Source organism: Streptomyces malachitofuscus, assembly GCF_055571035.1.
Window position 1 is genome coordinate 220,584 of sequence record NZ_JBVIGA010000005.1, and the last position, 20,538, is coordinate 241,121.

Here is a 20,538-nt window from a genome sequence, read left to right on the forward strand (position 1 = left end):
GCCGGCCGGCCCGGGGTTGCGCCGTACAGCCGCACCCCGGGTGCCCTCCCTGGCGGATACGGCACTATGCACCGCCTTCTCGGGGCACTATGACGTCGTGGCAACCGCGAGGACACCCCACGGCGCCACCGGGGCCGGTGGGGCGGAAGGGGTCAAGGGGAGCGGCCGACGCCCCGGCACGGGCCGGGCGGGCGGCCGCCTTCGCGCGTGCGGACGCGCCCTGCGCTTCCCGGTGACGAAGACCGCCCGCGGAATCCGCCGGGCGACCCATGCGCACGGCGCCGGGGAGTCCGGGCTCGGCAAGCTGATCGAGCTGCACGGCGTGAACGGTGCCGGCGACGTCATGATCACCGTCGCGCTGGCGTCCACCGTCTTCTTCTCCGTGCCGACGGACGAGGCGCGCGGGCGTGTCGCCCTGTACCTCGCCATCACCATGGCACCGTTCACCCTCCTCGCACCGGTGGTCGGCCCCCTCCTGGACCGGCTGCCGCACGGCCGCCGTGCCGCCATGGCCGGCGCGATGCTCGCCCGGGCGCTGCTCGCGCTCGTCCTGTCCGGCGCGGTCGTCACCGGCGGACTCGAGCTGTACCCGGCCGCGCTGGGCGTCCTGGTCGCCTCGAAGGCGTACGGGGTGGTCAGAAGCGCGGTCGTGCCACGGCTGCTGCCGCCCGCCTTCTCCCTGGTGAAGGCGAACTCGCGGGTCACCCTCGGCGGCCTCCTCGCGACCGGGATCGCCGCGCCCATCGGGGCGGGCCTGCACCAGATCGGGCCGCGCTGGCCGCTGTACGGGGCGTTCGCGCTGTTCGTGACGGGGATGCTGCTGTCCTTCCGGCTGCCGCCGAAGGTCGACTCCGCCAAGGGGGAGGCCGTGGCGCTGCTCGCCGCCGACGAGCAGCACCTGCACGGCCCGCACCGCAAGACGGAGAAGCGTCCCGGGCTGCGCACGGTCGGCCCGGCCGTCACCCACGCGCTGGCCGCCAACGCCTCCATCCGCTGCCTCACCGGCTTCCTGATCTTCTTCCTGGCGTTCCTGCTGCGCGAGCACCCGATGTCCGGTCAGAGCGCCGCGGTGTCGCTCGGCATCGTGGGTGTGGCGGCCGGCACGGGCAACGCGCTCGGTACGGCGGTGGGGGCGGGGCTGCGGTCCCGCGCCCCGGAGATCATCATCGTGACGGTGGTGGCCTGTGTGCTGAGCGCGGCGATCGTGGCCGCGGCGTTCTTCGGCGCGGTGGTGGTGGCGTGTCTCGCCGCCATCGCCGGGTTCGCGCAGGCGCTGGCCAAACTGTCGCTGGACGCGCTGATCCAGCGGGACGTACCCGAACTGGTGCGGACCTCGGCGTTCGCCCGGTCGGAGACGCTGCTGCAGATGTCGTGGGTGCTGGGCGGCGCCATCGGCATCGCGATGCCCCTGATCGGGCCCCTGGGGCTGGCCGCGGGCGCGGCGATCGTCGCGACGGGCTGGCTGACCACCGTGCGCGGGCTGCTCCGCTCGGCCCGGCAGGGGCACGGAGGGCGGGCGCGAGTGGCGTAACGCTCCGGCCACGCCGTACCCCACGTGGGGAGCGTGGCACACCTGCCCGATAGCCTTCGGCCATGACCACGTTGCCCCGCGGCGCAGCCGCTCTGAGACACCGCGCTGTGCGACGCCGCCGTGCCGTCGCCGCCGCCGGCGCCGTATCGGCCGGACTGCTCGTCCTGGCCGCCTGTGACAAGCCGACGTCGATGGCCACCATCACGGTGGGCAGTGACTCGGTGAGCTCCGAGGCCACCTGCGGCGGCGAGGGCGAGGCGCTGAACAGCGAGGCCCTCAACAAGTGCCTCAAGGACAAGGGCGTCGACGAGATCACCGTCGACCCCGCCGAGACCGTGCGCTTCGGTGTCGACCCGGACATCGCCGACCAGGGCTGGACCATCCTGATGAACGGTCAGCCGCTGGTGGAGTCCAGCAAGAAGACCTACCAGGCCATCCCGGGCAGCGTGTTCTTCAACGCCCAGTACGGCGCCCAGGGCGACTCGACCCTGGTGTCGATCAAGGAGGGCGAGAACGAGACCACGGGTCTGTGGTCGTTCCGGCTGAAGAAGCAGGACGACTGATCACGTCGTCGGTACGCGTTCTCGTGGCCACCGCGGTCCCCGTCGAGCGGGACGCGGTGGCCGAGGCGTTCCCCGGGGACACCGGGCAGGTGCGCCTTCCTGGAGTGAGCCTGGTCCGCACGGACGGCGGGTGCGATCTGCTGGCCACCGGTGTCGGCCCCGCCGCGGCCGCCGCCTCCACCGCCACCGCGCTCACCGCCGCCGCGCTCGACGGCACCCCCTACGGACTCGTCGTGTGCGCCGGTATCGGCGGCGGGTTCCAGCCCGACGCGCCGCTCGGCTCACTCGTCGTCTCCGACACGATCGCCGTGGCCGATCTCGGCGCCGAGACGGCGGACGGCTTCCTCCCCGTCACCGAGCTGGGCTTCGGGCACGTCGCACATCGCTCCCCGAGGTCGCTCGTGCGGGAGGCCGTCCGTGTGACCGGCGCCCGCCCCGGCACCGTCCTCACCGTCTCCACTGTCACCGGCACCGCCGACCGCGCCGCCGCGCTGCGCGCCCGGCACCCGGGCGCCCTGGCCGAGGGCATGGAGGGCTTCGGCGTGGCCGAGGCGGCCGTCGCCCAGGGGCGGCCCGTGCTGGAGGTGCGGGCGGTGTCGAACCCCGTCGGCCCGCGCGACCGCGCCGCCTGGCGCATCGGCGACGCCCTGAGCGCCCTCACCGAGGGCTTCGGGAAGCTCGCGCCCGTCCTGGAGAGTTGGATCCACCATGACCACCAGTGAGCACACCGGCGAGCAGCAGCGGCTGCGGATCGCCTACTCCCCCTGCCCGAACGACACCTTCGTCTTCGACGCCCTCGCCCACGGCCGCGTCCCCGGCGCGCCCGCCCTCGACGTGACCTTCGCCGACATCGACGTCACCAACGGCATGGCCGAGCGCGGCGAGCTCGATGTGCTGAAGGTGTCGTACGCGGTGCTGCCGTACGTGCTCGACGCGTACGCGCTGCTGCCCTGCGGAGGCGCCCTGGGACGGGGCTGCGGGCCCCTGGTGCTGACCAGGAAGGCCGGGGTGGACCTGACCGGCCGTACCGTCGCGGTGCCCAGCGAGCGGTCGACGGCGTATCTGCTGTTCCGGCTGTGGGCTGCGGACGTGGTGCCCGGAGGGGTGGGGGAGATCGTGGTGATGCCGTTCCACGAGATCATGCCCGCCGTACGGGACGGGAAGGTCGACGCGGGGCTCGTGATCCACGAGGCGCGCTTCACGTACCAGGGCTACGGGCTGCACAAGCTGGCCGACATGGGTGAGCACTGGGAGGCCACCACCGGGCTGCCGATCCCGCTGGGCGCGATCATCGCCAGGCGGTCGCTGGGCGAGGAGACGCTGACGCGGCTCGCCGACTCCATTCGTACGTCCGTACGGGCGGCGTGGGACGACCCCGAGGCGTCGCGGCCGTATGTCATGGAGCACGCGCAGGAGATGGACCCGGCCGTCGCCGACCAGCACATCGGGCTCTACGTCAACGAGTTCACGGCCGGCCTCGGCGAGGACGGCTACGCGGCCGTACGGGGGCTGCTCACGCGCGCGGCGGCCGAGGGACTGGTGCCGCCCCTCGGCCCGGACGCGCTGCGGTTTCCCTGAAAGGCCTACACGTCCAGCTGGTCGGCGACCGCGCGGAGCAGCCCGGCGATCTTCTTGCCGGCCGCGCGGTCGGGGTAGCGGCCCCGCTCCAGGGACGGCGTGATGCTCTCCAGAAGGGTCGTCAGGTCCTGGACGATGGACGCCAGCTCGTCGGGCTTCTTGCGCTGGGCCGCCGCGACCGACGGGGTCGGGTCGAGGATGGTCAGGGACAGGGCCTGGTCGCCGCGCTGCCCGGCGACCACGCCGAACTCCACGCGCTGGCCCGGCTTGAGGGCCTCGACTCCGGCGGGGAGGACCGAGGAATGCACGAAGACGTCGCCGCCGTCGTCGCGGGAGAGAAAGCCGAAGCCCTTCTCACTGTTGAACCACTTGACCTTGCCGGTGGGCACGTCTGTCCTCGTCCTCGTACTCGTCGGGAAAACTGCTTCTGAAAACGGCTCTACATAGCACTCGGGCGGGCCCGATGACCCGCCGGTACCAAGGCTAATGGTCTTCAGGCCGGTGACAAGACGTCACCCGGTTGTTCCTCTCGCGCTGGGAACTACCCTGGTCCGGTGCGTGACAAAACCCAAGCGAATTCCACCGCCCCCGGCGACGGTCTGGTCCGTGCCGGTGCCATCGTCTTCTTCGTCGGTGCCGTGGCCACTCTGGTCACTGTGGCCCCGCTGTTCCTCGGAACGTCGCCCTTTCCGACGTACATGTTCGGATTGAGCATGCTCATGGGCGTCGGATTCCTGATGGCCGGCGCGGGGGTACTGCGTTCGGCCGCGGCGGGGCGGCGTCAGGCGCGCGCCGCGCTGCCGTCCGAGCAGTAGTCCGAAAACCATCGCGGGAATTCCGTCAGATCGGCGAGGACGACGTCCGCGCCGGCCTCGCGCAGCTCCGTCGCGTCGCACGGTCCGCCGGCCACCGCGACGGACAGCGCACCGGCGGCCCGCGCGCCGCGCACATCGCCCACGTGGTCGCCGACATAGACGGCGGCCTCGTGCTCGCGCAGCGCCAGCGCCTTCTGCTCGGCCCACAGGCCGCCGATCACGGCGTCCGGTTCGATACCGAGGTGGGCCAGGTGCAGCTTGGCGTTGGGCTCGTACTTCGCCGTGACGACGATCGCCCGCCCGCCCGTTTCCCGGACGGCCGATATCGCCGCACGGGCGCCCGGCATGGCGAGCGTGGGGGTGATGGCGTACTCCGGGTACATCTCCCGGTACAGGTCCGCGACCTCGTCGACCCGCTCGGCCGGGAACCAGTTGGCCAGCTCGTCCGCCAGCGGCGGCCCGAGCCGGCTCACCGCGAGATCGGCGTCGATGTACGTCCCCGTCCGCTCCGCCAGCGCCCGGTAGCAGTCCCGGATCCCGGGCCGCGAGTCGATGAGCGTCATGTCAAGATCAAAACCGACGGTGAGCGAGCGCGAGGTCATCAAGGCCATGCGCCCCATTGTGCAGCCAGGCAGCTGCGGGCAGTCGTGCCTCCCCCAGCGCCGTGAGCCGCCGACGCAGTTGTCCAAGCCGCATCACCGGGCCCCTGCAAACGCCCGTCAGCGCCGCCGCTGGGACCGCCACACAAGAAACAGCGCGGACGAAACCGCCGCCCCCCGAATGACCCACGGCCACGTCTCCGCCATCGCCGCGTTCATCTCACCCTCGGCGATCGCCGCACCCCACCGCTCCGCCGCCCTTCCCCACAGCCAGACCACCCCACCCGTGAGCGCGAGCCCGGGAATGACGACGACCGCCCACTTCGACTCCGCCGGAGTCAGCCGACGCGAGGCCCACGCGATGAGCCACCCGAGGATCAGGGCGAACCAGTTGCCGAGCACGGCCCCCGCGACCAGCGACGCGGCGGCCAGCAGCAGCAGAGGATTGCTCCAACGCCGGGACGGCAGCCGCAGCAGGCGCCGACGTGGCGCGACGGCCTCCTCCGCCTCCCCCGCGACGACCGCCTCGACGGACGTGTCCGGCTCGGACGGCTCCTCCTTCGTCGCCGGAGCCGCAGCCGGACCCGCAGCCGGGGCGGGAGCCCGAAGCAGCTCCGGAATCTCCACACCCCCCACGAAGCCCGGCACGTCGTCACCGATGCCGAAGGCACTGTTGTCGACCCGCCACCAGTCGGGCTGCCCGGCACTGTCCCCGAGTTCGTCGGTGCCGGCCCGGTGCGGCGGCGACGGCACGTCGGCCGGTGCGGGACCCGCCGGCTCGGCCGGGCGCGGCCGGGGGACGACCCGGCGCAGCACACCCTTGGGCCGCTGCTCACCCTCCCGCTGCACCGGCACCGCCGCGGGCGCCGCGGAACCCTTCGGCCCTTCCCCCGGCGAACCCCCCGCCGCCGTGCCCTCGGCCGCCGAGACGACCTCGGTCGGCGTACCGATGCGGGAGATGATGCGGCGCACCGCGGCGGGGGAATCGACCACGGCCTTCGCCCGCCGCCGGTCGATCTCGTCCCGCAGTTCGGCGACCAGCCGCATGCGGGCCGCCGACGGCAGCTGTCGCTGCTGCGCGACATCGCCGACGCGGCTCAGATACTCGTAGACGACCTGGTCACTCTCGATACCCACGAAGTCCCCTCCGGGACGGATGCGTTGGGACACCGTCGCCCGACGGTACCGCGTGGCGGCCCGGCCGACCCAACTCCCGCCACGCCACGGACGTGCCCACCCGCTAACGTGAGGCGGATGAGCACCGAGGAGAATCCCGCGGCGGCCCCCCGATCCCTCGCCGAGGCCCTTCGGGGGCGGGACGACGTCTCCCTGGCCGCGCTGCTGCGCAGCCGGCCGGATCTCATCACGCCCGTGCCCACCGATCTCACCCAGCTCGCCACCCGTGCCGGTACCCGGGCCTCGGTCGTGCGGGCGCTGGAGCGACTGGACCGGTTCGCGCTGCAGACCGCCCAGGCGCTGGCGGTGGCCGCGGATCCGGCGACGTACGACGAACTCCTCGGGCTGCTGGCGGGCGACGACGGTGACCCGGCCGTCTCCGCCGCGTTGCCGCACACCCTCGCCGTGCTGCGCGAACAGGCCCTGGTGTGGGGCGGTGACGACCGGCTGCGGCTGGTCCGCACGGCCCGTGAGCTGCTGGCGCCGTCGCCGCAGCACCCGTCGCCGACCGGGCTGGGCCCGACGGTGCGGGAGGCCACCGCGGGGATGTCGCCGGGGCGGATCCAGGAGATCGTGGTGACCGCGGGGCTGCCGTCCACGCACGACGCGGTGTCCGCCGTGGCCGATCTGACCGCGCTGTTCAACGATCCCGCGCGGATGTCCGCGCTGCTCGACGAGGCACCGGCCGAGTCCGTCGAGGTGCTGGAGCGGCTGGTCTGGGGCCCGCCGTACGGGCAGGTCACCGCCGATCCCGCGCCCCGGCTGCGCTGGCTGCTGGACCGGGGGCTGCTGCTGCCGACGGCGCCGGGGACGGTGGTCCTGCCGCGCGAGGTGGCGCTGCGGCTGCGGGCGGGGCGGGCGCACCGGACGCCGGAGCCGGTGCCGCCGCCCGTCGAGGCCGCCGCCACGCACCGTCCACAGGTTGTGGACGCGACGGCGGCCGGGCAGGCGTACACGGCGCTGGCGACGGTCGAGGAGCTGCTGAAGGAGTGGCACGAGGGCGGCCCGGCGGTGCTGCGGGCCGGCGGGCTGAGCGTGCGGGACCTGAAGCGGACCGCCGTGGCCCTCGACGTGACCGAGCCGGTGGCCGCGTTCTGGGTCGAACTGGCCTACGCGGCCGGTCTGGTCGCCTCCGACGGGGGTGAGGGTACCTCCCACGCCCTCAAGGCAGTGGGGGACGACGAGCGGTACGCGGCGACGCCCGCGTACGACGAGTGGCGCGAGCAGCCCCCGGAGGAACGGTGGGCGCGGCTGGCCACGGCGTGGCTGGCGGCGACACGGACGGCGGGGCTGGTCGGCGGGCGGGACGCGAAGGACCACACGCTGTCGGCACTGGGGCCGGGCCTGGACCGCTCGGCGGCACCGGAGGTACGGCACCGGGTGCTGACCCTGCTGGCCGCCCTCCCGGAGGGGGCCGCGCCGGCCGGTGACTCGGTACTGGCCCGGCTGTCCTGGGAACGGCCGCCGCGCGCGGGACGGGGCGGCGCGGGGGCCGGTGCGCCGGCGGACGGCCGCCGGGGCGGGGCGGGGGAACCCGCGGGCGCGGGCCGGCGTGAGGCAGCCGGGTACCGCGCCGGCCCGGGCGGACGTGAGCCTGCCGGCCCTGCCGCCGGGTATCCCGGCACGGGCGGGCGTGGTTCGACGGGCGGGTACGCCGGTGTCCCGGGTGGGCGCGATCCGGGGGACGGCGGCGACGATCCGCGGGCGCGGCTCGCGCGGTGGGCGCTGACCGAGGCGGAGATGCTGGGGGTGACCGGGCGGGGTGCCCTCTCCACGCACGGGCGGGCGCTGATCGGCGCGCCCGCGCCCCGGCGGGCGGAGGCGGAGCCCGAGGGGCCCGGCGACAAGCTGCCCGTGCACCACCGGCCCGCCCCGCCGCCCGCGCCGCTCTCCCCCGCCGAACAGGCCACCGCCGCCGCTGCCGCCGCCCGTCTGCTCGCACCGCTGCTGCCGGAGCCGCTGGACCACGTCCTGCTCCAGGCCGATCTGACGGCGGTGGCGCCGGGCCCGCTGGAGCGGCCGCTCGCCGACATGCTGGGTGTTCTCGCGGACGTGGAATCGAAGGGTGGCGCGACGGTCTACCGGTTCACGCCCGGCTCGGTCCGGCGCGCGCTCGACGCCGGGCGGACCGCCGCCGACCTGCACGCCTTCCTGGCCGCGCACTCCCGTACGCCGGTGCCGCAGCCGCTGGCGTATCTGATCGACGACGTGGCCCGCCGGCACGGGCACCTGCGGGTGGGCGCCGCCTCCGCGTACGTCCGCTGCGACGACGACGCCGTGCTCAGCGAGATCCTCGCCGACAAGCGGGCCGCGGGGCTGGGACTGCGCCGGCTCGCGCCGACCGTGCTGGCGGCCCAGGCCGACCCGGCCCGCCTGCTGGAGGGGCTGCGCGCGATGGGCTTCGCACCGGCCGCCGAGTCCGCCGAGGGCGATGTCCTGATCGCCCGGGCCGACGCCCGCCGCACCCCGCCGCGCACGCCGCCGGAGCCGGTCCCGGACGGGCCGCCCGTCCCCGACGGCACCCTGCTGACGGCGGCGATCCGCGCCATCCGCGCCGGCGATCTCGCCTCCACCGCCCCGCGCAAACCGGCCTCCGATGACCGTTCCGGCCGGAGTGGCGAACTGCCCCGTACGACCGCCGCCGAGACCCTCGCCACCATGCAGGCGGCGGTCCTCACCGGCGAGGCCCTGTGGATCGGGTACGTCAACGCCGAGGGCGCGGCGAGCCAGCGCGTGATCGCGCCGGTGCGCGTCGAGGGCGGCTTCGTCACGGCGTACGACCACACCGCCGACGAGGTCCGTACGTATCCGCTCCACAGGATCACGGGGGTCGCGGAGCTGGCGGACGAGGAAAGCTGACCCGTTCGGGTGTACGGCGGGCTTCATGCACGCCACGCCCGGCATGTCCACCTGACGAGCGAGGCTCCGGCCGCCTCCGCATGGTGCGGCCGGCCGTGGGGCAGCCACCGGGTGTCCTGAACGGGCGCGCAGACCATCGTGACCCGTTCGCACGCGACAGAAGGGAAGTTCTCCGCGTTCCGACCGTTTCGCGTTCCGACCGTTTCGCGTTCTGATCCGTTTCGCGTTCTGATCCGTTTCGCGTTCTGATCCGTTTCGCGTTCTGATCCGTTTCTCGTTTCTCGTTCGCGGCGGGCCGGTCCCTCGTCCCCGGGGCCGGCCCGGCGCGTCCCGTCCGTGGAGGGACCGCTGGTGAACAAGCTCACGCCGGCCGCACCGAAGTAGCGCGGCCCGCTCAGGACCGCGAAAGCCTGCGATCAGGCAAACTGGACGTTTGGCCGTGCAGTGCCCGGCCGCGTCCGTCGCCGAGCCGCAGAAAGGCAGCCGCGCGTGAATGGTCCGCTCATCGTCCAGTCCGACAAGACCCTGCTCCTCGAGGTCGACCACGAGCAGGCCGACGACTGCCGCCGGGTCATCGCGCCCTTCGCCGAGCTGGAGCGTGCGCCCGAGCACATCCACACCTACCGGGTGACCCCGCTCGGCCTGTGGAACGCGCGGGCGGCCGGGCACGACGCCGAGCAGGTCGTGGACGCGCTGGTGCAGTACAGCCGCTACCCGGTGCCGCACGCGCTGCTCGTCGACATCGCCGACACCATGGACCGCTACGGCCGGCTCAGCCTGGTCAAGCACCCGGCGCACGGACTGGTGCTCACCAGCACCGACCGGCCGGTGCTGGAGGAGGTGCTGCGCTCGAAGCGGATCGCGCCGCTCGTCGGCGCCCGGATCGACCCGGACACCGTCGTCGTGCATCCCTCGGAGCGCGGGCAGATCAAGCAGACGCTGCTGAAGCTGGGCTGGCCGGCCGAGGACCTCGCCGGGTACGTGGACGGTGAGGCGCACCCCATCGAGCTGGTCGAGGACGGGTGGGCGCTGCGCCCGTACCAGAAGCAGGCCGTGGAGAACTTCTGGCACGGCGGTTCCGGCGTGGTCGTCCTCCCCTGCGGCGCGGGCAAGACGCTCGTCGGCGCGGGGTCGATGGCGCAGGCCAAGTCGACGACGCTGATCCTGGTCACCAACACGGTCTCGGCGCGCCAGTGGAAGCACGAGCTGGTGAAGCGGACCTCGCTGACCGAGGACGAGATCGGCGAGTACAGCGGGACGAAGAAGGAGATCCGGCCCGTCACCATCGCCACCTACCAGGTGCTGACGACGAAGCGGAAGGGCATCTACCCCCACCTGGAGCTGTTCGACTCCCGGGACTGGGGCCTGATCCTCTACGACGAGGTGCACCTGCTGCCCGCGCCTGTCTTCAAGTTCACCGCCGACCTGCAGGCCCGGCGGCGGCTCGGGCTGACCGCGACGCTCGTGCGCGAGGACGGCCGCGAGTCGGACGTGTTCTCGCTGATCGGTCCGAAGCGGTTCGACGCGCCGTGGAAGGAGATCGAGGCGCAGGGCTACATCGCGCCCGCCGACTGCGTGGAGGTCCGGGTCAATCTCACCGACTCCGAGCGGCTGGCGTACGCGACCGCGGAGCAGGAGGAGAAGTACCGGTTCTGCTCGACGACGGCGACCAAGCAGAAGGTGACCGAGGCGATCGTCCGGCGGTTCGCCGGCCAGCAGATCCTCGTCATCGGGCAGTACATCGACCAGCTCGACGAGCTGGGCGAGCATCTGGACGCGCCGGTGATCAAGGGCGAGACGTCGAACGCGCAACGGGAGAAGCTGTTCGAGGCGTTCCGGCAGGGCGAGATCAGTGTGCTGGTGGTGTCCAAGGTCGCGAACTTCTCCATCGACCTTCCGGAGGCGACGGTGGCCATCCAGGTGTCGGGCACCTTCGGCTCCCGGCAGGAGGAGGCCCAGCGGCTCGGCCGGGTGCTGCGGCCCAAGGCGGACGGGCATCAGGCCCACTTCTACTCGGTGGTCGCCCGGGACACCATCGACCAGGACTTCGCGGCGCACCGTCAGCGGTTCCTGGCGGAGCAGGGCTACGCCTACCGGATCATGGACGCGGACGAGCTCCTGGCGGAGAGCTGAGCGGGCACGTCACCCCTCGGGCAGGTCGAGCACCAGCGCCAGGACGATCAGCCAGGGCAGCAGCGACAGGCCCGCCAGCCAGACCCGCGGCACCGACCAGCGGCGGGTCCACGGCAGCAGCCAGGAGGCGAGCCAGGCGCCGGAGGCGAGGATGCCGCCGTAGTACAGGGTTCCGAAGATCGCGTTCAGGGCGTCGGTCAGCGCCTGCGAGCAGTTGTCGGGGCCGCAGCTGTCGGTGGCCATGACGGACAGCCCGCCGAAGAACACCGCCACGGGTGCCAGCAGCGCCCCCAGCACGGTCGCGACGGCGGGGGCGATCCAGGCGCGGGGGTCCCGCTCGGCCCGGTACTGCCGGACCGGCTGCGCGGGGGCGGCGTGGTGGAGGCTCATACGTCCAGTACAGCGGCCCGGCGATGGCCGGCGCACCGGCTCGGGTACTCAGCTGAACGCGTCCGCGTACTCATACGCCGACGGGGCGGCGTGCGCCGACACGGTGTCGGAGTACGCCGCCCCGGGGCGGGCCGCGGCTCGTTCCCTCACGGGGGTTATTTCGGGTCCTGGCCGAACCTGGCGGCCGACCAGAAGTAGCCGAGCACCGCCAGGCCCAGGCACCAGGCCACGGCCAGCCATCCGTTGTGGCCGATCCCGGTGCCGAGGAGCAGCCCGCGCAGGGTCTCGATGGCGGGCGTGAAGGGCTGGTACTCGGCGACCGGCCGGAACCAGGCGGGCATCCCGTCGACCGGGACGAAGGCACTGGACAGCAGCGGCAGGAGGATCAGCGGCATCGCGTTGTTACTGGCCGCCTCGGCGTTCGGGCTGACCAGGCCCATGCCGACCGCGATCCAGGTGAGCGCCAGGGCGAACAGCACCAGCAGCCCGAACGCCGCCAGCCACTCCACGGCCGTGGCGTCCGTCGAGCGGAAGCCGATGGCCACGCCGACGGCGCCGACGAGGACCACGCTCGCGACCGACTGCAGCACGCTGCCGACGACGTGCCCGATGAGCACGGAGCCCCGGTGGATGGCCATCGTGCGGAAGCGGGCGATGATGCCCTCGCTCATGTCCATGGAGACGGACACCGCGGTGCCGATCGTGGTGCTCCCGATGGTCATCAGCAGCACACCCGGCACGATGTAGGCGATGTACGCGGAGCGGTCGGCTCCGCCCATGCCCGCGCTCATCACGTCGCCGAAGATGTAGACGAAGAGCAGCAACAGCATGACCGGCGTGAGCAGCAGGTTCAGGGTGAGGGACGGATAGCGCCGGGCGTGCAGGAGGTTGCGGCGCAGCATGGTGGACGAGTCGCGCACGGCGAGGGCGAAGGTGCTCATCGGACGGCCTCCTTGGACTGGGCGGGGACGGCGGCGGGGTCGGTCAGGGCGAAGAACACGTCGTCGAGGTCGGGGGTGTGGACGGTGAGCTCGTCGGCTTCGATGCCGGCGGCGTCCAGGTGGTCGAGAATGGAGCGCAGTTCGCGCTGGGTGCCGTCGCTGGGGAGCTGGAGGGCGAGGGCGTCGTCGTCCCGGGACGCCTCGGTCAGTGCGGTGGCGGCGGTGCGGTAGGCGGCCGGGTCGGTGAAGCGGAGGCGTACGTGTCCGCCGGGGACGATCCGCTTGAGTTGCTCGGCGGTGCCCTCGGCCGCGATCCTGCCGTCGTTCAGCACCGCGATGCGGTCGGCGAGTTCGTCGGCCTCCTCCAGGTACTGCGTGGTGAGGAAGACGGTGACGCCGCCGGTGACGAGCTCGCGGATGATCTGCCACATGGTGTGGCGGCTGCGCGGGTCGAGTCCGGTGGTCGGTTCGTCGAGGAAGATGATCCGCGGGTCGCCGACCAGGGTCATGGCGATGTCGAGGCGACGCTTCATGCCGCCGGAGTAGGTGGAGGCGGGCTTCCTCGCGGCCTCCGCCAGGTCGAACCGCTCCAGCAGCTCGGCGGCCACCCGCCGCCCCTCGCGCCGGGAGAGGTGGTGCAGGTCCGCCATCAGGAGCATGTTCTCCTCGCCGGTGATCAGCCCGTCCACGGCGGAGAACTGACCGGTGACACCGATCTCGGCCCGCACCGCCTGCGGGTCGGTGGCGAGGTCGTGCCCACCGACCCGCAGGGCGCCGGCGTCCGGGGTGACGAGGGTGGAGAGGATCTTCACGGCGGTGGTCTTGCCGGCGCCGTTCGGGCCGAGCAGGGAGAAGATCGTGCCTTCCGGAACGCTGAGGTCGACGCCGTCGAGCACGAGCTTGTCGCCGTAGGACTTGCGCAGTCCGTTCGCCGCGATGGCCAAGCCGGTCATGAGGGGGTTCTCCTTCGGATGTCGCGGGTGGTTACAGGCTGCGGGCGGTGATGTCGCCGTAGGCGGTGGTCGCGCGGAAGGCCAGGCCGGCGTCGGCGCCGTCGGCGTTCCGGAGCGTGTTGCGGACCCGGCCGTAGCCGGTCCCGGCGTCGAGGGAGGCGGAGACGCCGCGTGCGGCGCCGACCTCGATGTCGCCGTGCTCCGTGCGCAGCGTGACCGTGCCGCGCAGGGCCTCGGTTACGCGGATGTCGCCCTTCTGGGTGCTGAGCTCCGCGGAACCGCCCAGGCGGCCGACCGAGATGTCACCGGCGAGGACGGCCAGGCGGGCGTTCGCGGTCTCGTCGAGCTTGACCGGACCCTGCGCGCCCTCGAAGTCGACGTCGCCGAGCCGTCCGACGCCCCGGAGCTCGGCGGCGGCGGTCTTCGCCTCGACGTGGGAGCCGGCGGGCAGCTGGACGGTGATCTCGACGGCGCCGGACGGTCCGATGAGCTGGTTCTTCGCGGAAGGGCCCTGGATCCGCAGGACACCGTCGCCGTGGACGACCGTGGTCTGTTCCGCCGCCTTGGTGTCACGGCTCTTCGTGGCGTCGGCGGGCAGGACCTCGACCACGGTGTCGGCGCGGTCGGCGGCGATGAACCGGATGCGGCCGGCGGGAACATCGAGGACGACCGAGACGGGGGCGGGGGTGTCGAACTGCATCGTGCGCTCCTTCGAGTTGTCGTTTCTGACGCTCGAAACGCTACGTTGCGTTCATAGACGTGGCAACTAGATTGTTGCATGCATTGCTCGCATGTGCAGGTCAAGCGACTGGAATCGTTGCAACCGGTGGAGAGGTAACGCAACAAAAAAGGATCACGCGTTGCAATGGTCGGCGAGTGAACGCTATGCTCGTGACGTCACGGACCACGAAGGAGACCGCGTTGCCAGGAGGCAGGCTCACCCAGCAGGAACGCCAGCAGATCGCGACGGGGCTGGCCGACGGACTCGCCTACGCGGAGATCGCCAGGGGCCTGGACCGCCCCACCTCGACCGTCACACGCGAGGTGATGCGCAACGGCGGCCCCGCCGGCTACCGCGCGGACCTGGCCCACCGCGCCACCGAGCACCGGGCGCACCGGCGCAGACGGGCCGTGCCCCGGGGACCGAAGGCGCTCACGGAGGACTACGGCCGCGACGCGGAGGCCGTGCGCGCGTACGAGGAGACGCTGACCACCGTCTTCATAGCGTCGGGTACGCCGAAGATGATGGCCCGGGTGATGGCCTGCCTGACCCTCACCGACAGCGGGAGCCTCACCGCCGCCGAGCTCGCCCACCGCCTCGAGGTCAGCCCGGCGTCCGTCTCCAAGGCGGTCACGTTCCTGGAGGAGCAGGGCCTCGTCCGGAGGGAACGCATGGAGGGCCGCCGTGAGCGCTACTTCTTCGACGAGGACATCTGGTACCAGTCGATGATGGCCAGCGCCCTGTCCACCGCCCAGGTCGCCGAGACCTCACGGCAGGGCATCGGCGTCATGGGGCCCGGCACCCCGGCGGCGGTGCGGCTGGAGAACGCCGCCCGCTTCCTCGACTTCGTGGCCGAGACCATGATCCGCGCCGCCGAGCAGGCCCGCGAGGTCCTCTTCGCGAAGCCCGGAGCGGCCTCGGACGACACCGCCGGGCCGCACCCGGACCGCGGGCAGCCGGCCGACCGCGGATAGCAGGCCGCCCGCGGGCGCGACGGCCGCCGCGCGGACCGGGCCGGGCGAAGGAGGGCGCCGCCTACGTGCGGCGGACCCCCGCCTCCTCGCCGTACTCGCCGAGGAGGATCACGTCGAAGGCGGCACCGAGGAAGACCTTGACGGCGCGCAGGGCATCACCGAGGCGGTGCGGGTGACTGCCCTGGACCGGGGTCGCGCCGGCCGGGCGGACCGGCGGCGTGGTGGGGTGGATGGTCGCTGCGCTCATGCCTCCATGGTTGCTCTTCGCCCCCCGCGCGGGCATCGGTCGAAGGGACCGATCCGCCGGCCCCGCGCGTACACCTCCAGGGCGACCCGTACCCCTCAGGCGGGACCGGGGCGTCCCCTAGGGGCGGGACCCCTCGGGTCGGCGGCCGATCGCGTCCAGCTCGGCGAGGTCCTCCTCCGACAGCGCCAGGCCGGCCCCGGTGATGTTCTCCCGCAGGTGCGCCACCGACGAGGTCCCGGGGATGAGCAGGATGTTGGGCGACCGGTGCAGCAGCCAGGCCAGGGCGACCGACATCGGGGTGCTGCCCAGCCGTGCGGCCACGGCGGTGAGCGCCGAGGACTGCAGCGGGGTGAAGCCGCCCAGCGGGAAGAAGGGCACGTAGGCGATGCCCTGTCCGGCGAGCCGGTCGACGAGGTCGTCGTCCCCGCGGTGGGCGAGGTTGTAGAGGTTCTGCACGCAGACGAACGGCGCGATGGTTTCCGCCTCGGCGACCTGGTCGGCGGTGGCGTTGCTCAGGCCCAGGTGCCGGATCAGGCCCTGCTGCTGCAGTTCCGCGAGGGTCTCGTAGGCCTTGGCCAGTGACCCCGGCTGAGGTCCTTGGGCGTTGCCGAGCCGGAGGTTGACGAGGTCCAGCGACTCCACGCCGAGGTGCTCGAGGTTGTCGTGGACGGCCCGGCGCAGCTCGTCCGGCTCGCGGGCCGGGGGCCAGCCGCCCTGTGCGTCGCGGACCGCGCCCACCTTGGTCACGATGTGCAGCGAGCCGGGGTAGGGGTGCAGCGCTTCGCGGATCAGCCGGTTGGTGACGTGCGGCCCGTAGGCGTCGGCCGTGTCGATGTGGGTGATGCCGAGACGTACGGCCTCGCGCAGCACCTCGAGTGCGCCGTCGCGATCGGCCGGCGGCCCCATCACACCGGGGCCGGTCAGCTGCATGGCCCCGTAGCCGAATCGGGTGACGGTCAGGTCGCCCATCGTCCAGGTGCCGCCGGGGAGGGATGTGGTCGAAGTGTTCATGGCCCCACCGTCCCGGCCGCCCGCCGATCCGCCCAGGTCCCTGCCGATCCTGGGAGTGACAGGGACAGGGACGGCCGCCACCGCGCGCCTAGCATGGAGGACATGCCTGAGGAGAACCTGCTCGGTGACTACCTCCGTGCGCGCCGGGAGCTGGTGACGCCCGAGGACATCGGGCTGCCGACGCACGGGATACGCCGGGTGCCGGGGCTGCGCCGTGAGGAAGTGGCCATGCTCGCCGGCATCAGCTCCGACTACTACCTGCGGCTGGAGCAGGGCCGCGACCGCAATCCGTCGGCGCAGGTCCTCGACGCGCTCGCCCGGGTGCTGCTGCTCGACGACACCGCCACGGGCTACCTCCACCAGCTCGCCGCACCGCGCCCGCGTACCCGGCGCCGGTTCCGTCGGCGGCCGGTCCCACCGGCCACGGCACAGCTGCTCGAGACGATCGGGCTGCCGGCCTTCGTGACGGACAGGTCCCTCGACGTCATCGCGGCCAACGCGCTCGCCACCGCGCTGGCCCCGAGCATCCGGGTGGGGGAGAACCGGCTCCGGTCGTTCTTCCTCGACCCCGCCGAGCAGGCCCTGCACACGGACTGGGCGCACACGGCGGCCCGGTGCGTCGCCGCGTTCCGCCGACGGCTCGGGTCGGACGTCGACGACCCGCGGGTCGTCCAGCTCGTGGGCGAACTGTCGCTGGTCAGCGAGGAGTTCCGGCAGGTGTGGGCGCGCCACGACGTGCGGCCGATGGGCAACGGGCCGATCGGGATGCACCATCCCCAGGTCGGCCGGCTGGACCTCACCATGTCGAAACTGGACGTCGACGGCTCCGACGGCCTGATGCTCGCGGTCTACCACGCCGAACCGGGGAGCGAGGCCGCCGAACGGCTCGCCCTGCTGGCCTCGCTGACCACGGGACCGGTGCGGGGTCCGGCCGACGTGCCCGCCGTACGGGAAGCGGACGCGTAAAACCGTTTGGACCGCACCGGCCCCGCGTCCTAGACTCTCCGCTCTTCCCCGCCTCCCTCACGGAGCGCCGCCGCCCGGACGGAAACCGGCCGGTATTCCGCAGCCACCCCGCAGCAGGTCCCCGGAGGCACCCCCTTGTCCGCGTCCACGCCGGTAGACGATCCCGTAGGCGAACCCGCGAGCGTTCCCGCGGACGACCCGCTCGCCCGAGAGCGCGCCCACCTCTCCGCGTCGCGTTCCGCGCTGCGCGCGATGCGCGAGGACGTCGAGGCCCTCGACATCAGCGATGTCACCGCGAACTGGGTCAACGCGGCCGTCCTGCAGCGCCAGATCGAGGAGCGCATCAAGGCGCTGGCCGACCTCAGCGACACCCCGCTGTTCTTCGGCCGCCTCGACTACCTGCACTCCCCCGGCGCGGAACAGGCCGAGGGGGCGGAGGGCGAGCGCTTCTATGTCGGCCGCCGTCATGTGCACGACGGGGACGGCGACCCGATGGTGATCGACTGGCGTGCGCCGGTGTCGCAGCCGTTCTACCGGGCGTCCAAGAAGGACCCGATGGACATCGGGCTGCGCCGCCGCTTCGGCTACACCGGCGGCGACCTCACCGCGTACGAGGACGAGCACCTGTCCGACCCCGCCGAGGCGGCGACCACCAGCAAGCTCCTCCAGCAGGAGATCGAGCGTCCGCGCGTGGGTCCGATGCGGGACATCGTCGCGACGATCCAGCCGGAGCAGGACGAGATCGTACGGTCGGGGCTGTCCGGCAGCGTCTGCGTGCAGGGAGGACCCGGCACGGGGAAGACGGCCGTCGGCCTGCACCGGGTCGCCTACCTCCTCTACGCCCACCGCGAGCGGCTGGCCCGCACCGGCACCCTGGTCGTCGGCCCGAACCGGTCCTTCCTGCACTACATCGAGCAGGTGCTGCCCGCGCTGGGCGAGCTGACGGTCGCGCAGGCCACGGTGGACGACCTGGTGGCGCACGTGGAGGTGCGCGGGACGGACGACGCGGCGGCGGCGGTGGTCAAGGGCGACGCCCGGATGGCCCAGGTGCTGCGCAGGGCCCTCCACTCCCACGTCACGATGCCCACCGAGCCGGTCGTGGTCGTGCGCGGGTCGCGCCGCTGGCGGGTCCCGGCGTACGAACTGGAGGAGATCGTCCAGCAGTTGCTGGACCGCGACATCCGCTACGGCGCCGCCCGCGACGCCCTCCCGCAGCGCATCGCGCACGCGGTGCTGGTGCAGATGGAGCGGGCGGGCGAGGCACCGGACGACCGGGTCCAGGACGCGGTGGCCCGCAACGCGGCGGTGAAGGCGGCGGTGAAGGCGGTCTGGCCGGCCGTCGACCCGGCGAAGCTGGTGCTGCGGCTGCTGGGCGACGCCGACTTCCTGGCCGAGCACGCGGAGGGTCTGCTCGACGAGCGGGAGCAGAAGACGATCCTGTGGGCCAAGCCCGCCCGTTCGGTGAAGTCGGCGAAGTGGTCGGCGGCGGACGCGGTGCTGATCGACGAGGCGGCCGACCTGATCCAGCGCACGCACTCGCTCGGGCACGTGGTGCTCGACGAGGCGCAGGACCTGTCGCCCATGCAGTACAGGGCGGTGGGCCGGCGCTGCACGACCGGTTCGGCGACGGTCCTCGGCGACCTGGCCCAGGGCACCACGCCCTGGGCGACGCGCAGTTGGGAGGAGGCCCTGCGCCACCTGGGCAAACAGGATGCGGTGATCGAGGAGCTGACGGCCGGTTTCCGCGTCCCCACGGACGTCATCACCTACGCCTCCCGGCTTCTCCCGCACATCGCGCCGGGGCTGACCCCGGTGGCGTCGATCCGTGAGAACCCGGGCTTCTTCGAGGTCCGCCGGTCCGGGGGGACGGACGACGTGGTGGCCGCGTGCCGTGAACTCCTGGGCAACGAGGGCTCGGTCGGCCTGATCGCGGCGGACACCCGCATCCCGGAACTCACCGAGGCGCTGACGTCGGCGGGCATCGCGTACGTCGCCCCGGGCGAGGAGACCACCCGGACCACCCGCCTGACCCTGGTCCCGGCCTCCCTGGCGAAGGGCCTGGAGTACGACTACGTCCTCCTCGACGAACCCGCCGCCGTGGTGAACGCCGAACCCGACGAACGCACCGGCCTCCGCCGCCTCTACGTCACCCTCACCCGAGCCGTCTCAGGCCTGATCCTGACGCACACGGCCCCGCTACCGCCCCAACTGACGTAACGCAGCGGGGAGGGTGGGCGCAGGCGGCACCCCGCAATCGCCGGGCTGCGCAACACCCCCGCCCTGCACCGGCACCGGCACCGGCACCGGCACCGGCACCGGCTCAGCCCCCCAGCACCCGCCGCCACTCCGCCACGGCCGCGGCCGACAAGGGTCCGGCCCACCCGTCGGGGCGTGCCGCCCCGCCGATGTGGAAGGCGTCGATGCCGGCACGCCTCAGCTCGGGCACGTGCTCCAGCCGCAGACCACCCCCCACCAGCAACTGCTGCCGGTACCCCTGCTCCCCTCGCCGCCGCGCCTCCGCGACCAGCGTCGGCAGCCCCGCGTCGACCCCCTCGGCCGCCCCGGCCGTCAGATACGTGTCCAGCCCCGCCAGGTCCGCGAGCTGCTTGCGCAGCGCGTCCCGGTCGGCGGCCCGGTCGATGGCCCGGTGGAACGTCCACCGGCACCCCTCCAGCTCACGGGCGACCCGCTCCACCGCGTCCAGATCCACGCACCCGTCGGCGTCGAGGAACCCGAGCACGAACTCCTCCGCCCCGGCCTCCCGCATCTCGCGGGCCGCGGCGACCAGCCGCCCGACGTCCCCCGCGGCGAATCCGTCCGCCAGCCGCAGCATCACCCGCACCGGGATGTCCACGGCCGCGCGGATCCCCGCGACGGTCGCCGCCGAAGGCGTCAGTCCGTCCGCCGCCATGTCCGTGACCAGCTCGAGGCGGTCCGCACCTCCGGCCTGGGCGGCGACCGCGTCCTCGACGTCGAGGGCGATCACCTCCAGGACTGCACGCTTGCTCATGGGACCCCATTCCTCGGCATCAGACGGCGACTACAGGTCTAGTCCAATCCAGAGTACCGTCCGACCCCCCG

At 73.1% G+C, this 20,538-nt stretch carries 20 protein-coding genes; 10 read left to right on the top strand and 10 right to left on the bottom strand.

The window, feature by feature from the left end; translation table 11 throughout:
* Positions 1-97 precede the first annotated feature (97 nt).
* The 4 genes from ACZ44S_RS09375 (at position 98) to ACZ44S_RS09390 (ending at position 3,672) form a co-directional block, all read left to right on the top strand.
* A complete protein-coding gene (locus tag ACZ44S_RS09375) occupies positions 98-1,531 on the top strand; it encodes an MFS transporter (protein ID WP_466926323.1) in 1,434 nt (477 codons plus the stop codon).
* A gap of 62 nt (positions 1,532-1,593) precedes the next feature.
* Positions 1,594-2,094, top strand: coding sequence for a DUF2771 domain-containing protein (locus ACZ44S_RS09380; protein ID WP_466926326.1), 501 nt, complete (start codon positions 1,594-1,596; stop codon positions 2,092-2,094).
* On the top strand, positions 2,061-2,816 hold the full coding sequence (locus ACZ44S_RS09385) for a futalosine hydrolase (RefSeq protein WP_466926329.1): 756 nt from the start codon (positions 2,061-2,063) through the stop codon (positions 2,814-2,816). The genes ACZ44S_RS09380 and ACZ44S_RS09385 overlap by 34 nt, the downstream gene beginning before the upstream one ends.
* Complete coding sequence (locus ACZ44S_RS09390; RefSeq protein WP_466926331.1) at positions 2,803-3,672, top strand: 1,4-dihydroxy-6-naphthoate synthase; 870 nt, start codon at positions 2,803-2,805, stop codon at positions 3,670-3,672. The genes ACZ44S_RS09385 and ACZ44S_RS09390 overlap by 14 nt, the downstream gene beginning before the upstream one ends.
* Before the next feature lie 5 nt (positions 3,673-3,677).
* On the opposite strand, the gene ACZ44S_RS09395 is transcribed toward ACZ44S_RS09390, so the two are convergent.
* On the bottom strand, positions 3,678-4,061 hold the full coding sequence (locus ACZ44S_RS09395) for a cold-shock protein (protein WP_125505689.1): 384 nt from the start codon (positions 4,059-4,061) through the stop codon (positions 3,678-3,680).
* 165 nt (positions 4,062-4,226) lie between these two features.
* On the opposite strand from ACZ44S_RS09395, the gene ACZ44S_RS09400 reads away from it, so the two are divergent.
* Complete coding sequence (locus ACZ44S_RS09400; protein WP_190166413.1) at positions 4,227-4,487, top strand: hypothetical protein; 261 nt, start codon at positions 4,227-4,229, stop codon at positions 4,485-4,487.
* On the opposite strand, the gene ACZ44S_RS09405 is transcribed toward ACZ44S_RS09400, so the two are convergent.
* On the bottom strand, positions 4,454-5,098 hold the full coding sequence (locus ACZ44S_RS09405) for an HAD family hydrolase (RefSeq protein WP_466926335.1): 645 nt from the start codon (positions 5,096-5,098) through the stop codon (positions 4,454-4,456). The two genes, ACZ44S_RS09400 and ACZ44S_RS09405, sit on opposite strands and share 34 nt — an antisense overlap.
* Before the next feature lie 108 nt (positions 5,099-5,206).
* Positions 5,207-6,223 (bottom strand): hypothetical protein, encoded by a 1,017-nt coding sequence (locus ACZ44S_RS09410; RefSeq protein ID WP_466926338.1) that lies wholly within the window; start codon positions 6,221-6,223, stop codon positions 5,207-5,209.
* Between the two features lie 117 nt (positions 6,224-6,340).
* Here ACZ44S_RS09410 and ACZ44S_RS09415 point away from each other — a divergent pair, with 117 nt between their 5' ends.
* Positions 6,341-9,121: a helicase-associated domain-containing protein gene (locus ACZ44S_RS09415; RefSeq protein ID WP_466926340.1), complete on the top strand. Its 2,781-nt coding sequence runs from the start codon at positions 6,341-6,343 to the stop codon at positions 9,119-9,121.
* Between the two features lie 489 nt (positions 9,122-9,610).
* On the top strand, positions 9,611-11,254 hold the full coding sequence (locus ACZ44S_RS09420) for a DNA repair helicase XPB (protein WP_466926344.1): 1,644 nt from the start codon (positions 9,611-9,613) through the stop codon (positions 11,252-11,254).
* Between the two features lie 9 nt (positions 11,255-11,263).
* On the opposite strand, the gene ACZ44S_RS09425 is transcribed toward ACZ44S_RS09420, so the two are convergent.
* The 4 genes from ACZ44S_RS09425 to ACZ44S_RS09440 all read right to left on the bottom strand — a co-directional run bounded on the left by ACZ44S_RS09425 (position 11,264) and on the right by ACZ44S_RS09440 (position 14,238).
* Positions 11,264-11,644: a hypothetical protein gene (locus tag ACZ44S_RS09425; protein WP_466926346.1), complete on the bottom strand. Its 381-nt coding sequence runs from the start codon at positions 11,642-11,644 to the stop codon at positions 11,264-11,266.
* A 155-nt stretch (positions 11,645-11,799) separates the two neighbouring features.
* Positions 11,800-12,585 carry an ABC transporter permease gene (locus ACZ44S_RS09430; protein ID WP_466926348.1) on the bottom strand — a complete coding sequence of 262 codons (786 nt, stop codon included), beginning with the start codon at positions 12,583-12,585 and terminating at the stop codon, positions 11,800-11,802.
* On the bottom strand, positions 12,582-13,538 hold the full coding sequence (locus ACZ44S_RS09435) for an ATP-binding cassette domain-containing protein (RefSeq protein ID WP_466926351.1): 957 nt from the start codon (positions 13,536-13,538) through the stop codon (positions 12,582-12,584). The genes ACZ44S_RS09430 and ACZ44S_RS09435 overlap by 4 nt, the downstream gene beginning before the upstream one ends.
* A 31-nt stretch (positions 13,539-13,569) precedes the next feature.
* Positions 13,570-14,238 (bottom strand): DUF4097 family beta strand repeat-containing protein, encoded by a 669-nt coding sequence (locus ACZ44S_RS09440; protein WP_466926353.1) that lies wholly within the window; start codon positions 14,236-14,238, stop codon positions 13,570-13,572.
* A 221-nt stretch (positions 14,239-14,459) separates the two neighbouring features.
* Here ACZ44S_RS09440 and ACZ44S_RS09445 point away from each other — a divergent pair, with 221 nt between their 5' ends.
* Positions 14,460-15,233, top strand: a complete 774-nt coding sequence (locus ACZ44S_RS09445) for a helix-turn-helix domain-containing protein (RefSeq protein ID WP_466926688.1) — start codon at positions 14,460-14,462, stop codon at positions 15,231-15,233.
* 61 nt (positions 15,234-15,294) lie between these two features.
* Here ACZ44S_RS09445 and ACZ44S_RS09450 read toward each other — a convergent pair whose 3' ends face one another.
* Positions 15,295-15,480 carry a hypothetical protein gene (locus tag ACZ44S_RS09450; protein ID WP_466926355.1) on the bottom strand — a complete coding sequence of 62 codons (186 nt, stop codon included), beginning with the start codon at positions 15,478-15,480 and terminating at the stop codon, positions 15,295-15,297.
* 117 nt (positions 15,481-15,597) lie between these two features.
* On the bottom strand, positions 15,598-16,491 hold the full coding sequence (locus tag ACZ44S_RS09455; protein WP_466926357.1) for an aldo/keto reductase family oxidoreductase: 894 nt from the start codon (positions 16,489-16,491) through the stop codon (positions 15,598-15,600).
* 93 nt (positions 16,492-16,584) lie between these two features.
* Here ACZ44S_RS09455 and ACZ44S_RS09460 point away from each other — a divergent pair, with 93 nt between their 5' ends.
* Both ACZ44S_RS09460 and ACZ44S_RS09465 read left to right on the top strand, forming a co-directional pair.
* Positions 16,585-17,457, top strand: coding sequence for a helix-turn-helix domain-containing protein (locus ACZ44S_RS09460; RefSeq protein WP_466926359.1), 873 nt, complete (start codon positions 16,585-16,587; stop codon positions 17,455-17,457).
* A gap of 135 nt (positions 17,458-17,592) precedes the next feature.
* Positions 17,593-19,674 (top strand): HelD family protein, encoded by a 2,082-nt coding sequence (locus ACZ44S_RS09465; protein WP_466926361.1) that lies wholly within the window; start codon positions 17,593-17,595, stop codon positions 19,672-19,674.
* Between the two features lie 103 nt (positions 19,675-19,777).
* Here the strand turns inward: ACZ44S_RS09465 and ACZ44S_RS09470 are convergent, their stop codons facing one another.
* Positions 19,778-20,467 (bottom strand): copper homeostasis protein CutC, encoded by a 690-nt coding sequence (locus ACZ44S_RS09470; protein ID WP_466926363.1) that lies wholly within the window; start codon positions 20,465-20,467, stop codon positions 19,778-19,780.
* Positions 20,468-20,538 lie beyond the last annotated feature (71 nt).

What these genes read in the sequence shown, in the direction of transcription:
- ACZ44S_RS09380 (WP_466926326.1), top strand. Translation starts at nt 1,594, where the DNA reads ATGACCACGTTGCCCCGCGGCGCAGCCGCTCTGAGACACCGCGCTGTG.
- ACZ44S_RS09450 (WP_466926355.1), bottom strand. Translation starts at nt 15,480, where the DNA reads ATGAGCGCAGCGACCATCCACCCCACCACGCCGCCGGTCCGCCCGGCC.
- ACZ44S_RS09455 (WP_466926357.1), bottom strand. Translation starts at nt 16,491, where the DNA reads ATGAACACTTCGACCACATCCCTCCCCGGCGGCACCTGGACGATGGGC.
- ACZ44S_RS09425 (WP_466926346.1), bottom strand. Translation starts at nt 11,644, where the DNA reads ATGAGCCTCCACCACGCCGCCCCCGCGCAGCCGGTCCGGCAGTACCGG.
- ACZ44S_RS09430 (WP_466926348.1), bottom strand. Translation starts at nt 12,585, where the DNA reads ATGAGCACCTTCGCCCTCGCCGTGCGCGACTCGTCCACCATGCTGCGC.
- ACZ44S_RS09460 (WP_466926359.1), top strand. Translation starts at nt 16,585, where the DNA reads ATGGAGGACATGCCTGAGGAGAACCTGCTCGGTGACTACCTCCGTGCG.
- ACZ44S_RS09405 (WP_466926335.1), bottom strand. Translation starts at nt 5,098, where the DNA reads ATGGCCTTGATGACCTCGCGCTCGCTCACCGTCGGTTTTGATCTTGAC.
- ACZ44S_RS09435 (WP_466926351.1), bottom strand. Translation starts at nt 13,538, where the DNA reads ATGACCGGCTTGGCCATCGCGGCGAACGGACTGCGCAAGTCCTACGGC.
- ACZ44S_RS09390 (WP_466926331.1), top strand. Translation starts at nt 2,803, where the DNA reads ATGACCACCAGTGAGCACACCGGCGAGCAGCAGCGGCTGCGGATCGCC.
- ACZ44S_RS09415 (WP_466926340.1), top strand. Translation starts at nt 6,341, where the DNA reads ATGAGCACCGAGGAGAATCCCGCGGCGGCCCCCCGATCCCTCGCCGAG.
- ACZ44S_RS09470 (WP_466926363.1), bottom strand. Translation starts at nt 20,467, where the DNA reads ATGAGCAAGCGTGCAGTCCTGGAGGTGATCGCCCTCGACGTCGAGGAC.
- ACZ44S_RS09440 (WP_466926353.1), bottom strand. Translation starts at nt 14,238, where the DNA reads ATGCAGTTCGACACCCCCGCCCCCGTCTCGGTCGTCCTCGATGTTCCC.